Annotated in this window: 13 protein-coding genes; 7 read left to right on the forward strand and 6 right to left on the reverse strand. The window is 70.1% G+C overall.

The features are described from left to right. Positions 1–6 precede the first annotated feature (6 nt). On the reverse strand, positions 7–903 hold the full coding sequence (locus tag IG194_RS16355; RefSeq protein WP_058488228.1) for a LysR family transcriptional regulator: 897 nt from the start codon (positions 901–903) through the stop codon (positions 7–9). Between the two features lie 109 nt (positions 904–1,012). Between IG194_RS16355 and mdlC the strand changes: the two genes are divergently transcribed. From mdlC to IG194_RS16375, 4 genes are all read left to right on the forward strand, one after another. Then, positions 1,013–2,599, forward strand: coding sequence for a benzoylformate decarboxylase (mdlC, locus tag IG194_RS16360; protein WP_058488229.1), 1,587 nt, complete (start codon positions 1,013–1,015; stop codon positions 2,597–2,599). 63 nt (positions 2,600–2,662) lie between these two features. Next, positions 2,663–4,021: an MFS transporter gene (locus tag IG194_RS16365; protein ID WP_058488230.1), complete on the forward strand. Its 1,359-nt coding sequence runs from the start codon at positions 2,663–2,665 to the stop codon at positions 4,019–4,021. Between the two features lie 14 nt (positions 4,022–4,035). Then, positions 4,036–5,499: an aldehyde dehydrogenase family protein gene (locus tag IG194_RS16370; RefSeq protein WP_058488231.1), complete on the forward strand. Its 1,464-nt coding sequence runs from the start codon at positions 4,036–4,038 to the stop codon at positions 5,497–5,499. 96 nt (positions 5,500–5,595) lie between these two features. Beyond that, a complete protein-coding gene (locus IG194_RS16375) occupies positions 5,596–6,846 on the forward strand; it encodes an OprD family porin (RefSeq protein ID WP_058488232.1) in 1,251 nt (416 codons plus the stop codon). 278 nt (positions 6,847–7,124) lie between these two features. Here the strand turns inward: IG194_RS16375 and IG194_RS16380 are convergent, their stop codons facing one another. The 5 genes from IG194_RS16380 to IG194_RS16400 all read right to left on the reverse strand — a co-directional run bounded on the left by IG194_RS16380 (position 7,125) and on the right by IG194_RS16400 (position 10,659). Continuing rightward, positions 7,125–7,697: a HupE/UreJ family protein gene (locus IG194_RS16380; RefSeq protein WP_058488233.1), complete on the reverse strand. Its 573-nt coding sequence runs from the start codon at positions 7,695–7,697 to the stop codon at positions 7,125–7,127. Positions 7,698–7,721: 24 nt separating this feature from the next. Further along, positions 7,722–8,336 (reverse strand): urease accessory protein UreG, encoded by a 615-nt coding sequence (ureG, locus tag IG194_RS16385; RefSeq protein ID WP_058488234.1) that lies wholly within the window; start codon positions 8,334–8,336, stop codon positions 7,722–7,724. An 11-nt stretch (positions 8,337–8,347) separates the two neighbouring features. Beyond that, the gene (locus tag IG194_RS16390) at positions 8,348–9,022 is read right to left on the reverse strand and encodes an urease accessory protein UreF (protein ID WP_058488235.1); all 675 of its coding nucleotides are present in this window, start codon (positions 9,020–9,022) and stop codon (positions 8,348–8,350) included. Next, positions 9,019–9,519: an urease accessory protein UreE gene (gene ureE, locus IG194_RS16395; RefSeq protein WP_058488236.1), complete on the reverse strand. Its 501-nt coding sequence runs from the start codon at positions 9,517–9,519 to the stop codon at positions 9,019–9,021. The genes IG194_RS16390 and ureE overlap by 4 nt, the downstream gene beginning before the upstream one ends. 504 nt (positions 9,520–10,023) lie before the next feature. After that, positions 10,024–10,659, reverse strand: coding sequence for a TetR family transcriptional regulator (locus tag IG194_RS16400; RefSeq protein ID WP_058488237.1), 636 nt, complete (start codon positions 10,657–10,659; stop codon positions 10,024–10,026). Between the two features lie 147 nt (positions 10,660–10,806). Between IG194_RS16400 and IG194_RS16405 the strand changes: the two genes are divergently transcribed. The 3 genes from IG194_RS16405 (at position 10,807) to IG194_RS16415 (ending at position 14,675) form a co-directional block, all read left to right on the forward strand. Beyond that, positions 10,807–11,904, forward strand: coding sequence for a flavin reductase family protein (locus IG194_RS16405; protein ID WP_058488238.1), 1,098 nt, complete (start codon positions 10,807–10,809; stop codon positions 11,902–11,904). Between the two features lie 18 nt (positions 11,905–11,922). Beyond that, positions 11,923–12,864: a fatty acid desaturase family protein gene (locus tag IG194_RS16410; protein ID WP_192353592.1), complete on the forward strand. Its 942-nt coding sequence runs from the start codon at positions 11,923–11,925 to the stop codon at positions 12,862–12,864. 113 nt (positions 12,865–12,977) lie between these two features. Beyond that, positions 12,978–14,675: a ShlB/FhaC/HecB family hemolysin secretion/activation protein gene (locus tag IG194_RS16415; RefSeq protein WP_058488240.1), complete on the forward strand. Its 1,698-nt coding sequence runs from the start codon at positions 12,978–12,980 to the stop codon at positions 14,673–14,675. The last annotated feature ends 19 nt before the right edge of the window (positions 14,676–14,694 follow it).

The following is a 14,694-nucleotide window of genomic DNA, read 5'->3' on the forward strand; positions in this document are numbered from 1 at the left end:
GGCGCCTCAATGCTGCCCTTCGAGGATCGCGTCGGCGATGGCGTTGCGGAACCACTCCAGCGCCGCCGACTGCTCGCTGCTCGCGCGCCAGTGCAGGGACACCTCGAACGCCGGCACGGCGAAGGGCAGTTCGAGCATCTTCAGCCCGCCCTCGACGACGAACATGCGGGCGATCTGCGCCGGCAGGATGGTCAGCAGGTCGGTGCCGGGGATGATCTTCGGCAGCACCGAGAAGTGCGGCACGCGCAGGGCGATGCGGCGCTCCAGCTTCATCGCCTGGAGCACGTCCTCGGCGATGCCGTGGCCGGAGGTGCGCGTCACCACCACATGGCGTTCGGCGAGGTAGCCGGGCAACTCCAGGCGTTCGCCGATGCGCGGGTGGTCGGCGCTGAGCAGGCACACGTAGCGCTCCTGGATCAGCACCCGGCTGCGGCTGCCGGGCACCGCCTGGCGGCAGATGGCGGTGTCCACCTTGCCGCTGGCCAGCCAGTCGCCCACCTCGTCCACCTGCAGCGGCAGCACTTCCACCTCGGCCAGCGGCGCCTCGCGGTTCAGCCGCGCCAGGATCAGCGGCAGGAAGCCCAGCTCGCCCAGGTCCGACAGGGCGATGCGGAAGCGCCGCTCGGTGGTGGCCGGGTCGAACTGGCGGGTGCTCTGCACCGCGCCCTCGATGCGCGTCAGCGCCTCGCGCAGGGTGGCGTACAGCTGCTCGGCGACGAAGGTCGGCTGGATGCCGTCGCGGCTGCGGCTGAACAGCGGGTCGTCGAACAGCTCGCGCAGCCGCGCCAAGGCGTAGCTCACCGAAGGCTGGGTGACGAACAGGCGCTCGGCGGCGGCCGTCACGCTGCCGGCCTCGTAGAGGGTGACGAAAGTGCGGATCAGGTTGAGGTCGATCTGGGCCATGGCAGTCACATAGATGGTTTTTATTTTCGATAGAAAGACTATCGATTTGATCGATTATCAGGCCGCTGCGACAGTAGCGCAAACCCAAGAACGAGCCTGAAGGGCCAGCATGAAAACCGTCCATTGCGCCTCCTACGACATCCTCCGTCGCCACGGCCTGACCACCATCTTCGGCAACCCCGGTTCCAACGAGCTGCCGTTCCTCAAGGACTTCCCCGCGGACTTCCGCTACATCCTCGGCCTGTACGAAGGCGCGGTGGTCGGCATGGCCGACGGCTTCGCCCTGGCCAGCGGCAAGCCGGCCTTCGTCAACCTGCACGCCGCCGCCGGCACCGGCAACGGCATGGGCGCGCTGACCAACGCCTGGTACAGCCACAGCCCGCTGGTGATCAGCGCCGGCCAGCAGGTGCGCTCGATGATCGGCGTGGAGGCCATGCTGGCCAACGTCGAGGCGCCGCAACTGCCCAAGCCGCTGGTGAAGTGGAGCGCCGAACCGGCCTGCGCCCAGGACGTGCCGCGCGCGCTGAGCCAGGCCATCCACATGGCGAACCTGGCGCCCAAGGCCCCGGTGTACTTGTCGATTCCCTACGACGACTGGGCGCAGCCGGCGCCGGCCGGCGTCGAGCACCTGGCCGCGCGCAACGTGGCCAGCGCCGGGCTGCCTTCGCCGGCGCAACTGGGCGAGCTGGCCGGGCGCCTGTCGCGGGCGCGCAACCCGGTGCTGGTGCTGGGCCCGGACGTCGACGGCGCCCGCGCCAACCCGCTGGCCGTGCAACTGGCGGAGAAGCTGCGCATGCCGGCCTGGGTCGCGCCCTCGGCTTCGCGCTGCCCGTTCCCCACGCGCCACCCGTGCTTCCGCGGCGTGCTGCCGGCGGCCATCGCCGGCATCTCGCAACGGCTCGCCGGGCACGACCTGATCCTGGTGGTGGGCGCTCCGGTGTTCCGCTACCACCAGTTCGCCCCGGGCGACTACCTGCCCGCCGGCGCCGAGTTGGTGCACATCACCTGCGACCCCGGCGAGGCCGCCCGCGCGCCCATGGGCGATGCCCTGGTCGGCGACATCTTCCTCACCCTCGAAGCCCTGGTGGAAGCCGTTCGCCCCAGCGCGCGGCCGATGCCCGAAGCCCTGCCGCGCCCGGCGCCGCGCGCCGCCGAAGCGGGCCCGCTGCACCCGGAAACGGTGTTCGACGTGATCGACGAACTGGCCCCGGACGACGCCATCTTCGTCAAGGAATCCACCTCCACCGTGACCGCCTTCTGGCAGCGCGTGCAGATGCGCGAGCCGGGCAGCTACTTCTTCCCGGCCGCCGGCGGCCTGGGCTTCGGCCTGCCGGCGGCGGTCGGCGTGCAGCTGGCGCAACCGCAGCGGCGGGTGATCGGCATCATCGGCGACGGCTCGGCCAACTACGGCATCACCGCCCTTTGGACCGCCGCGCAATACCGCGTCCCGGCGGTGTTCATCATCCTCAAGAACGGTACCTACGGCGCGCTGCGCTGGTTCGCCGGGGTGCTCGACGTGCCCGACGCCCCCGGCCTGGACGTGCCCGGCCTGGACTTCTGCCAGCTCGGCCGCGGCTACGGCGTGCGCTCGGTGCAGGCCGCCGACGCCGCCAGCCTGCGCGCGGAACTGGCCCGCGCCCTGGCCGGCGACGAGCCGGTGCTGATCGAGGTGCCCACCCTGACCATCGAGCCCTGACGCGTGCGCGCCCTGCCTGGGGCGCCTCCCGCTACACCCACAGAAAAATAACAAGAGGTGGTTATGCACAAGACGACAGTCGCGGCGGTGATCGACGCCGCCCGCTTCAACCGCACCCACTGGCTGATCCTCGCCTGGGGCTGCTTCATCATGCTGTTCGACGGCTACGACATGCTGTTCGACGGCTACGACATGGTGGTCTACGGCTCGGTGGTGCCGCGCCTGATGCACGAGTGGCAGCTCAGCCCGGTGCAGGCCGGCACCCTGGGCAGCTGCGCGCTGTTCGGCATGCTCTTCGGCGGCACCCTGCTGGCGCCCCTGGCCGACCGCTTCGGCCGGCGCCGCCTGGTGATCCTGATGACCCTGCTGGCGAGCCTCGCCGCCTTCCTCACCGGGCATGCGCGCAACCCGCTGGAGCTGGGCGTCTGCCGCTTCGGCACCGGCCTTGCGCTGGGCGCCCTGGTGCCCAGCGCGGTCAACCTGATCAGCGAGTTCGCCCCGGCCGGGCGCCGCGCCACGCTGATCACCGTGATGTCCAGCTTCTACTCGGTGGGCGCGGTGCTTTCGGCGCTGGTCGGCATCGCGCTGATCCCGCAGTGGGGCTGGCAGTCGGTGTTCTACGTCGCCGTGCTGCCGGTGCTGAGCGTGCCGCTGATGCTGCGCTACCTGCCGGAGTCGGCGGCGTTCCTCGAACTCAAGGGCCGCCGCGGCGAACTCGATGCGCTGTTGGCCAAGGTCGAGCCGAACTACCGTGCGGGGGCCGAACTGGCGATCGCCAAGCCTCATGCCGACGCGGACAAGGCGCGCCTGCCGCAGCTGTTCGCCGGCGGCCAGGCGCTGGGCACGCTGCTGCTGTGGCTCGGCTTCGCCATGTGCATGTTGATGAGCTACGGCCTCAACACCTGGCTGCCGAAGCTGATGGCCAACGGCGGCTACCCGCTGACCTCCAGCCTGGTGTTCCTCGTCACCCTCAACGTCGGCGCCACCCTCGGCGCGCTGTTCGGCGGCTGGCTGGCCGACCGCCTCGGCACCCAGCGCACGCTGGTGCTGTTCTTCGCCCTGGCCGCGGCCTCGCTGGCGGCGCTGGGCATCAACCCCGGCCCCTGGCTGCTCAACGCCCTGCTGGTGATCGCCGGCGCCACTACCATCGGCACCCTGGCGGTGATCCACGCCTACGCCTCGCAGTTCTACCCGGCCCACGTGCGCTCCACCGGCGTCGGCTGGGCAGCTGGCATCGGCCGCCTCGGCGCCATCGCCGGGCCCATGCTCGGCGGCAGCCTGCTGGCCCTGGAGCTGCCGTTCCAGGAGAACTTCCTGGCCTTCGCCCTGCCCGGCGTCATCGGCGCGTTGGCCATCGGCTTCATCCGCGTGCGTCCGCGCGACGCCGGCGCGGCCTTCGCCGCCCCGGAAAAACCCGTTTGATCAGGAGAACGTCCATGACCGCTTACACCGACTTCCACCTGCAACCCCTCGCCGGCGAATGGCGCACCGGCAGCGCCGGCAAGGTGCTGCGCGACAGCAACCCCTACGACGGCAGCCTGCTGGCGGAAATCCCCCAGGCCAGCCGCGAGGACCTGGACGCCACCTACCGCAAGGCCGCCGAGGCGCAGCCGGCCTGGGCCGCGCTGCCGCCGGCGGAACGCGCCGCGCTGCTCCACCGGGTGGTGGAGGTGTTCGACCGGCGCCGCGAGGAGATCATCGACTGGATCATCCGCGAGTCCGGCAGCACCCGCCTGAAGGCCACCCTGGAATGGGGCGCGGCGCGGGGCATCACCCTGGAGTCGGCGTCCTTCCCCAGCCGCGTGCACGGGCGCATCGTCGACTCCAACATCCCCGGCAAGGAGAGCCGTGTGTACCGCAGCGCCATCGGCGTGGTCGGCGTCATCAGCCCGTGGAACTTCCCGCTGCACCTCACCCAGCGCTCGCTGGCCCCGGCCCTGGCGCTGGGCAACGCGGTGGTGGTCAAGCCGGCCAGCGACACCCCGGTGTGCGGCGGCCTGCTGCTGGCGCGCATCTTCGAGGAAGCCGGGCTGCCGGCCGGCGTGCTCAGCGTGGTGGTCGGCGCCGGCAGCGAGATCGGCGACGCCTTCGTCGAGCACCCGGTGCCGGGCCTGGTGACCTTCACCGGCTCCACCCCGGTGGGGCGCAACATCGGGCGCATCGCCAGCGGCGGCGCGCACCTCAAGCACGTGGCCCTGGAACTGGGCGGCAACAGCCCCTTCGTGGTGCTGGAGGACGCCGACCTGGAGCAGGCGGTGAACGCCGCGGTGTTCGGCAAGTTCCTGCACCAGGGGCAGATCTGCATGGCGATCAACCGCATCATCGTGGTCGACGCGCTGTACGACGCCTTCGCCGAACGCTTCGTCGAGCGCGTGAAGCAGGTGAAGGTCGGCGACCCGCAGTCGATGGACACCGCCATCGGCCCGATCATCAATGCCCGCCAGCTCGAAGGCCTGCTGGAGAAGGTCGCCCTGGCCCGCCGCGAAGGCGCCAGGCCGCTGTACGAAGGCGGCGTGCAGGGCCAACTGCTGGCGCCCCACGTGTATGGCGAAGTCGGCCCGGACATGGAGATCGCCCGCGACGAAATCTTCGGCCCGCTGATCGGCCTGCTGCGCGCCCGCGACGAGGCCCATGCCCTGGAACTGGCCAACGCCAGCGAGTACGGCCTTTCCAGCGCCGTGTTCACCGGCGACCTGGAGCGCGGTGTGGCCTTCGCCCGCAAGGTCCGCGCGGGCATGACCCACGTGAACGACATCCCGGTCAACGACGAGGCCAACGCGCCCTTCGGCGGCGAGAAGAACTCGGGCCTTGGCCGCTTCAACGGCGACTGGGCGATAGACGAATTCACCCGCGACCACTGGGTGAGCGTGCAACGGGAGGCGCGCCGCTACCCGTTCTGATCGCCTAGCCGGTTCTGCCACCCACCCCGCCCACGGCGCGCCTACACGGACGCGCCGCGGGCCGCTGCACCCCGAAAAAAACGGAGAACAATAACAATGCAAAACCGTCACACCGCCGTATTGCCGTCCCTCGCCTGCGTGGCCCTGCCGCTGCTGTGCGCGCCCGCGCTGGCCGAGGAGGGCGGCTTCTTCGAGGATTCGCGCACCGACCTGGTGCTGCGCAACTACGCGTTCAACCGCGACTTCCGCGACCACAGCGCCGGCAAGAGCCTGATCAACGAATGGGCCCAGGGCTTCATCCTCAAGTTCAGCTCCGGCTACACCCGCGGGCCGCTGGGCTTCGGCGTGGATGCCATGGGCCTGTACGGCGTGAAGCTGAACAGCAGCCGCGAGCAGAGCGGCTCCGAACTGCTGCCGGTACATGACGACGGCAAGGCCGCCGACGAATACGGGCGCGTGGCGGTGGCGGCCAAGCTGCGGCTGTCGGCCAGCGAGCTGAAGATCGGCGAAATGCTGCCGGACGTGCCGGTGCTGCGCTACGACGATGGCCGCCTACTGCCGCAGACCTTCCGCGGCGCGGCGCTGGTGTCCCGCGAGTGGGCCGGGGTGAGCCTGTACGGCGGGCGCTACGACCAGGTCAGCCTGCGCAATTCGGCGGACATGCAGGACCTGTCGTCCTGGTCGGCGCCCACGGCCAAGTCCGACGCCTTCAACTACGCCGGTGGCGAATACCGCTTCAACGACCAGCGCACCCTGGTCGGCGCCTGGTACGCGCAACTGGAGGACATCTACACCCAGCGCTATTTCAACCTGCTGCACAAGCAGCCGGTGGGCGACTGGGTGCTGGGCGCCAACCTCGGCCTGTTCTTCGACCGCGACGACGGCCGCGCCCTGGCCGGCGACATCGACAGCCACACCGCCTACGCGCTGCTCTCGGCCAACCATGGCGGGCATACCCTCTACCTCGGCCTGCAGAAGGTCGGCGGCAAGGGTGGCTGGCAGTCGGTCTACGGCAGCAGCGGCAGGACCATGGGCAACGACATGTTCAACGGCAACTTCACCAACGAGGACGAGCGCTCCTGGCAGCTGCGCTACGACTACGACTTCGCCGCGATGGGCGTGCCCGGCCTGGTGAGCATGGTGCGCTACGGCAAGGGCGACAACGCCACCACCAAGGTGGGCCGCGGCGGCAAGGAATGGGAGCGTGACCTGGAGCTGGGCTACACGGTGCAGAGCGGGCCGCTGAAGAAGCTCAACGTGCGCGTCAACCATGGCAGCAACCGGCGCAGCTTCAACAGCGATTTCGACCAGACGCGGGTGATCTTCAACTACCCGATTTCGCTCTGACGGGGCGGTGCGTATGGCTTCTCGTAGGAGCGAGCCTTAGCGCCGTCGTAGGATGGCGTTGAGCGAAGCGATACCCATCACCGTGACCGCATGGGTTTCGCAAGCTCAACCCATCCTACGAAGAGCACCTTGGCTCAGTCCCATGCTCATTCCCATGTAGGAGCGCGCCCTGCGCGCGAATCGCGGGCAGGGCCCGCTCCTACAGGTTGCTGGGAGGCACGGTATTCCTCCTCCCGTAGGAGCGGACTCCGTCCGCGATTCTCAATCCGGATTCGCGATCAACCCGCCAGCAACCACACCCCGGCACCCGCCGAGGCCAAACCCGCCACGCGCACCAACGGCGCCGCAGCCTGCGGCAGGAAGCGCACCAGCGCATAGCCCGCGGCATGCAGGGCGGCGGTAGCGCAGACGAAGCCGGCGGCGTAGGCCCAGGGGCTGGACAGTTCCGGCAGCTCCAGGCCGTGGGCGATGCCGTGGGCCAGGGCGAAGAGCGCGGTCACGGCCGTGGCCAGCGGCAGCGGCGGGCGCACCGCCAGGGCCACGCACAGGCCGAGGGCGAGCACCGAGGCGGCGATGCCGGTCTCGACGAAGGGCAGCTGTACGCCGTCGAAGCCGAGCAGGCCGCCGAGCAGCATGGCGCCGACGAAGGTACAGGGCAGCGCCAGGCGCGCCGCGCCCTGTTGCTGGGCGGCCCAGAGGCCGACGGCGAACATCGCCAGCAGGTGGTCGAGGCCGGTCAGCGGGTGCAGCACGCCGGCGGCCAGGCCGTGCTCGCCGTGGCCGGGGTGGGCGAAGGCGAGGGCCGGGGCGAGGCACAGCGCCAGGGCATAGAGGCTTTTGCGCAGGGACATGGGGAACTCCTTGTGGGTTGTGCTTCAGGCCGCGCTCAGCAGCCCCTGGCGTTCGATGAAGGCGATGATTTCGTCCAGCCCCTGGCCGGTCTTCTGGTTGCTGAACACGAAGGGCCGCTCGCCGCGCATCTTCTTCGCGTCGCGCGCCATCACCTCCAGCGAGGCGCCGACCAGCGGCGCCAGGTCGATCTTGTTGATCACCAGCAGGTCGGACTTGCAGATGCCCGGGCCGCCCTTGCGCGGGATCTTGTCGCCCGCGGAAACGTCGATCACGTACAGCGTCAGGTCCGACAGCTCGGGGCTGAAGGTGGCCGAGAGGTTGTCGCCGCCGGACTCCACCAGGATCAGCTCCAGGCCCGGGAAGCGGCGGTTGAGCTGGTCGACCGCCTCCAGGTTGATCGAGGCGTCCTCGCGGATCGCCGTGTGCGGGCAGCCGCCGGTTTCCACGCCGATGATCCGCTCCGGCGCCAGGGCCTGGTTGCGCACCAGGAACTGGGCGTCTTCCTGGGTGTAGATGTCGTTGGTCACCACGGCCAGATCGTAGCGCTCGCGCAGGGCGTGGCACAGCGCCAGGGTCAGGGCGGTCTTGCCGGAGCCCACCGGGCCGCCGATGCCGACGCGCAGGGGTTGGGAGTTCATGCGGGGTTCTCCTAGGAACGGAACAGACGGCTGTATTGCGTTTCGTGGAGCATGCTCGCCAGGGCCAGGCCGAAGGGCGCGCCACCGGGCGCATCCTCCGCCAGCGCGGCGGCGCAGGCGCGTTCGAGTTCGGGGAGCAGGCGCGAGGTGAGCTTCTGCGCGGCCAGCTGGCCCAGGGGCAGGGCCTTCATCAGCACCGCGAGCTGGTTCTCGGCCCAGCTCCACAGCCAGGCGGCCAGGGCCTGCTCCACGTCCAGGCCCCAGGCCCGCGCGGCCAGCGCCCAGGTGGCGGCCAGCGAGGGCTCCGGCTGCGCGGCCAGCCAGGCGCGGGCCGCTTCGTCCAGCTCGGGCAGGGCCTCCAGCAGTTGCGCCAGGGAAAAGCCCATCTGCCGGCTCTCCAGGGCCAGCTCGCGGGTTTCGCGGCTGGCGCGGTGGCGTTCGGCGGCATCGCTTAGCGCGGCCCAGTCGGCGGCCAGCGCGGCGCGCAGCAGCTCGGCCAGCAGCGGCCCCTCGAAGCGCGCCAGGTTCAGTTGCAGCTGGTCGGCCAGCCAGGCGAAGGCGCTGTCGGCATCGCTCACCAGGCCATGCTCCAGGGCGGCTTCCAGGCCCTGGGAATAGCTGTAGCCGCCGATGGGCAACTGCGGACTGGCGAGGCGCAGCAACGGCCAGAGGCCTGTGCCGGTCACTTGCGCACTCCGAACTGGTGCAGCTTCGGCGCGTAGTTGAACTCCGCCTCGCCGTGGTGCGAATGGTGATGGCCGCCGCCATAGGCGCCGTGCTCGGGCTGGAACGGCGCCTCGATGCTCTGCACCGTGGCGCCTAGCTGGTCGAGCATGGCCCTGAGCACGTAGTCGTCGAGCAGGCGCAGCCAGCCTTCGCCCACCTGCAGCGCCACGTGGCGGTTGCCCAGGTGGTAGGCGGCGCGGTTCAGCTCGCGGGGGCTGGCGCAGGTCACGTGCATCAACTGCTCGGGCGCGGCGCACACGCGCACCACGCGGCCGTCGTTGGCCAGCAGGCAGTCGCCGTCCGCCAGCGGCGGCTGGCCGCGTTCGAGGAACAGGCCGACGTCCTCGCCATCGCGGCTGTAGCAGCGCAGGCGGCTCTTGCTGCGCGCCTCGTAGTTCAGGTGCAGTTCGGCGTCCCAGCGCTCGCGGGGCTCGATGCGTTGGTGGATGACCAGCATGGCGGTGTCCGGCAGTAGGCAATGGCCGAGCTACAGCAAGGGCCTTGCCAGGGGCGGGCGCGGCCAGCAGTGGCGGGGGCTGGGCGGGTTGTCCGAGTGGTCAGCAATGGTGCGCGTGCGCGTTGCTGGTGCGCACGTAAATGGTGCGCACCGATGTGGGGCGGAATGAGGGTTTTTGTAGGAGCGAGGGGGACGCCTAGTCCTTGCTCGCGAAGGGAGTTATCCGGTGACGCCGGTGTTTGGGGTTGGCTCCATTCCCTCTCCCTAACCCTCTCCCTGAAGGGAGAGGGGACCGTTCGGAGCGCTTGGATGTTCTGGAGTTAGCCGACAGCTCCGACGGTTTCCAGCTGAAACCATTCCCTTTCTCGGCACGGACAAGCCCCCTCTCCCTTCAGGGCGGGGCGCGCAGCCGAGGGCTGGGGAGAGGGAGCGGAGTTGAACCAGAACTCAGGCGTCTCCGGCGGGTTCGCGAGCAAGCTCGCTCCTACAAGGAAGCCCCCAGCCTCAGCCCCGCGCCCCGATCCCCAGCCAGTGCTTGGCCCCAATCATGATGAAACGCAGCTGCTGGGTAACCTTGGCCTCCGGCGTCAGGTGCGCCGGCAGTGCCTCGGCCGGCGCGTCGATCAGCTCGGGCAGGGTGGCGAACACCGTCTTCACCACCAGGTCGGCGAGCACGTCGAGGTCCTGCACCTGCAGGTGCGGCAGCTTGTTGAGCAATGCCAGGTCCGCCGCCAGGTCGTCGGTGATGCGCTGGCGCAGGGTGCCGATGGCCTGGCGGATGGGCAGCGAGCCGCCGTACTGCTCGCGGGCCAGGAACAGGAACTGGGTGCGGTTGGCGCTCACCGCGTCGAGGAAGATGCGCACCGAGGCCTCGATCACCCCGCCCAGCTCGAACTCGTTGCGCCGCACCGCGCGCAGGGTCTGGCGGAAGGTCTCGTCGACGTCGGCCACCAGGGCCAGGCCCAGGGCGTCCATATCGGCGAAGTGCCGGTAGAAACCGGCCGGGACTATGCCCGCCGCGCGCGCCACTTCGCGCAGGCTCAGGCTGCCGAAGCCGCGGCCGCTGTCCATCAGGCCGCGCGCGGCGTCCATCAGGGCCTGGCGGGTCTGCTGTTTCTGTTCGGCGCGGGGAGAGGACATCGGGGCTTCCATGGCAGGGGCCCCGGCACTCTAGCAAATGGCCGGGGAAATCGGCGACTGCGCCGGCCACTTCAGTGAACGACTGTTGACTGAAAAGTGGCGGCATGCCAGTTTAGTGAACAAGTGTTTACTGTCTGGATGCCGTCCATGTCTCTGCTTCCCCTGGCCTGGCTGCGTGCCTTGCGCCCGCTGCTCGGCCCCCTGCGCGCGCTGGTGCACCAACGCTGGTTGCGCGAGGCCGACGTCGATGCCGCGCTGGCCGCGCTCAACCCGGCCTGGGCGCTGAACCGGGTGTTTGCCCGCGTCGAAGGCCGCCAGTGGGTGGCCGACGACATGCTCGCCTTGCGCCTGCGGCCCAATGCCAACTGGCGCGGCGCCCGGCCGGGCCAGCACCTGCAGCTGTTCATCGAGCACGACGGCGTGCGCCTGGGGCGCAGCTACAGCCTGATCGCCGATGAGGACGGCTGCCTGGAGATCGCGGTGAAGCTGCAGCCCGGCGGGCGGGTCTCGCCGCTGCTGCTGGGCCGGCTGTGCGTTGGCGACGTGCTGGAACTGGGCGCGCCGGGCGGCGAGCTGCACTGGCCGCAGGACGAACGCGGCGTGCTGCTGCTGGCTGCCGGCAGCGGCCTGACACCCTTGCTCGGCCTGCTGCGCCAGGCCCTGGCCGACGGCTACCGCGGCCCGGTGACGCTGCTGCACTACGTGCGCGAACGCAGCCAGCGCGCCTTCGTCGAGCGCCTGCAAGCCCTGGCCCGCGAGTACCCCAACTTCCACCCGCGCTGGGCCATCAGTGGCGGCGCGGCGCAGGCCGGCGAACTGCGCGGGCGCTTCCACGCCGAACACCTGCAGGGCCTGCCCGCCGGGCACGTGCTGGCCTGCGGCCCGGCCGGCTTCGTCGGCGCCGTGCGCGACCAGCTCGAACCCCGCGCCGCCAGCCTGCAATGGGAAGCCTTCAGCGCGCCCGCCTGGTCCACCGACGATGCCCCGCGCGAGGTCCATCTCCACTTCGCCCGCAGCGGCCGCCAGGTGGCCGGCGACAACCAGCGCAGCCTGCTGGAACAGGCCGAGGCCGCCGGCCTGCGCCCGGCCCACGGCTGCCGCCAGGGCATCTGCGCCAGCTGCACCTGCACCCTGCTCGCCGGCAGCGTGCGCGACCTGCGCAGCGGCGCGCTGCACAACGAGCCGCAGCAGCCCATCCGCCTGTGCGTCAGCGCCCCGCAGGGCGACGTCAGCCTCGACCTCTAGCCTCCCCGGAACCCCAGCATGCGCGAAGACCGCGACCTCACCCCGGCCGAGCTGGCCGCCTTCGGCGCCGAACTGGACGCCCTGCGCCAACGCACCCAGGACGACCTCGGCGGCGCCGACGCCCGCTACATCCGCCGCGTGCGCAGCGCCGTGCGCGCCTGCTGCTGGGCCGGCCGCGCACTGCTGCTGTGCGGCTGGTCCGCGCCCACCTGGCTGCTCGGCAGCCTGCTCCTGGGCCTGGGCAAGGTCCTCGAGAACATGGAGCTGGGCCACAACGTCATGCACGGCCAGTACGACTGGATGAACGACCCGGAATTCGCCGGGCGCCAGTACGAATGGGACATCGCCGGCCCCTCCGACTTCTGGCGGCACACCCACAACCACATCCACCACACCTACACCAACGTCCTGGGCAAGGACGACGACGTCGGCTACGGCGTGGTGCGCCTGTTCCCCGAGCAGAAGTGGAAGCCCTTCTACCGCTGGCAGCCGCTGTGGGTGGCGATTCAGGCCGTGCCTGGCCAGGCCGGACCAGTACTTCAAGGGCCGCCTGGGCAGGGAACTGCGCTGCCGGTTCAATCGCCTGGCAGGACCAACTCGTGCTGCCGCAACCTGTGGACCTTCACGGTGATCTTCTGCGGCCACTTCACCGAGAAGGCCGCGGTGTTCCCGGCCAGCGTGCTGCAGGGCGAGAGCCGCGGCCACTGGTACCTGCGCCAGCTGCGCGGCTCCAGCAACCTGGAGGGCGGGCCGCTGCTGCACCTGCTCACCGGCAACCTCAGCCACCAGATCGAGCACCACCTGTTCCCCGACCTGCCGGCGCGCCGCTACGCCGAACTGGCCCGCGAAGTGCGGCAGATAGCCGAGCGCTATGGCCAGCACTACAACAGCGGGCGCCTGTCGCGGCAATTCGCCACGGTGCTGCGGCGCATCTGGGTTCACCGTCTGCCGGCTTCATAGGAATAGTCCTAAAAGAGAAACCAGTCGCCGAATGACACTCCCTCAACATCAATTGGCCATGATTTAATCGGCCCGGTTTTGTAACCGGATGTCGTAGCCGAGGGATCGAAGGGATGAAGTCCATTCCCCATTACTGGACGCTGGGCCTGGCCCTGGCCGTCGTTCTGGATGTTTCCGCCGCGCCGCTGACCACCCCCGGCGACCGCGACCTGCAACGCGACCGCCAGGAGCAGCTGCTGCGCGAACAGCAGAAGCGCCTGGAGGAATTGCAGCAGCTACCCGGCAAGGCAGCGCCGCAGGCCCCCGCCGAGCAGCCCGCCGACACGCGCTGCTTCGACATCCGCGACATCACCCTGGAAGGCGCCGGGCACCTCGGCGCCGCCACCCGCGAGCGCCTGCTGGCGCCCTACCGCGGCCAGTGCCTGGGCGTGGCCCAGCTCAATGCGCTGCTCAAGGCCATCACCGACCACTACCTGGCCCGCGGCTTCGTCACCACCCGCGCCTACCTGCCGCAGCAGGACCTCTCGGGCGGCGCGCTGAAAATCATCGTGGTCGAAGGCCGCCTGGAAGGCTTCGACGACTCCGCCGTGGCCAGCCCACGCGAACTGGCCATGGGCTTCCCCGGCAAGGCCGGCGAGGTGCTCGACCTGCGCGAGCTGGAACAGCTGGTCGACCAGGTCAACCGCCTGCCCTCGCGCCACGCGCAAGTGGAGTTGGTGCCCGGCGAGCAGGTCGGCGGCAGCCGCGTGCAGCTGGCCGGCGAGCGCAGCAAGCCCTGGCGCGTTTCGGCCTTCCGCGACAACAACGGCGACCGCAGCAGCGGCGAGCAGCAGGCCGGCCTGGGCCTGGACTGGGACAGCCCGCTGGGCCTGGCCGACCAGCTCGGCCTGCGAGTGGCCGAAGACGTGGTCAGCGACCACTGGAAGCACTCCGACAACCAGGGCCTGTTCTACAGCCTGCCCTACGGCTGGTGGACCTTCAGCTACAGCTACAACCAGAGCTACTACCGCACCCGCAACCAAGGCAGCGGCTTCGCCTTCAAGCTCGACGGCGACAGCCGCTCCCACCAGTTCGGCGCCGAGCGCGTGCTGCACCGCGACAGCCTGAGCAAGACCGCGGTCAACTTCGGCCTGGCCCACGTGCGTTCGAACAACTACATCGACGACGAGAAGCTCGACGTCTCCAGCAGCCGCATCACCGAGGGCCAGCTGGGCTTCAACCACGGCCGGCGCATCGGCAGCGCCTTCGTCAACCTCGACGCCGGCTGGCAGCAGGGCATAGGCGCGCTCGGCGCCCAGGGCGAGCACGACCCGCAGCCCTACCAGCCCCACGCCCGCTACGACAAATACACCCTCACCCTCAGCTACCTGCAGCCCTTCCAGCTGTGGGGCGAGAACTTCAGCTTCGACGCCCTGGCCACCGCGCAGAAGAGCGAGGACGTGCTCTACAGCCCGCAGCGCATCAGCCTCGGCGGGCTCAACTCGGTGCGCGGCTTCAAGGACCAGAGCCTGTCCGGCGACAGCGGCTACTACTGGCGCAACCAGCTACGCTGGCGCCGCCCGGTGACCTGGGTGGCGCTGCAGCCCTGGCTGCAGGAGTACGGCGTGGGCTACGGCTACGACTTCGGCGCCATCGCGCACGACCGCTACAACCCCGAACTGCACGGCCGCCTGAGCGGCCACGCGCTGGAGTTCAACGCCCGCGGCCAGTACCTGGCCGCGACCCTGAGCTTCGCCCGCTCCCTGGAGCGGCCCAGCGTGATCGACAAACGCGAACACCCGGTCTACTTCCGCGTCGACCTGTTCTTCTGACGCCGCAACACCACGGAGA

Origin of the sequence: Pseudomonas sp. ADPe, from assembly GCF_014843515.1 — a bacterium.
Classification (GTDB): Bacteria; Pseudomonadota; Gammaproteobacteria; order Pseudomonadales; family Pseudomonadaceae; genus Pseudomonas; species Pseudomonas citronellolis.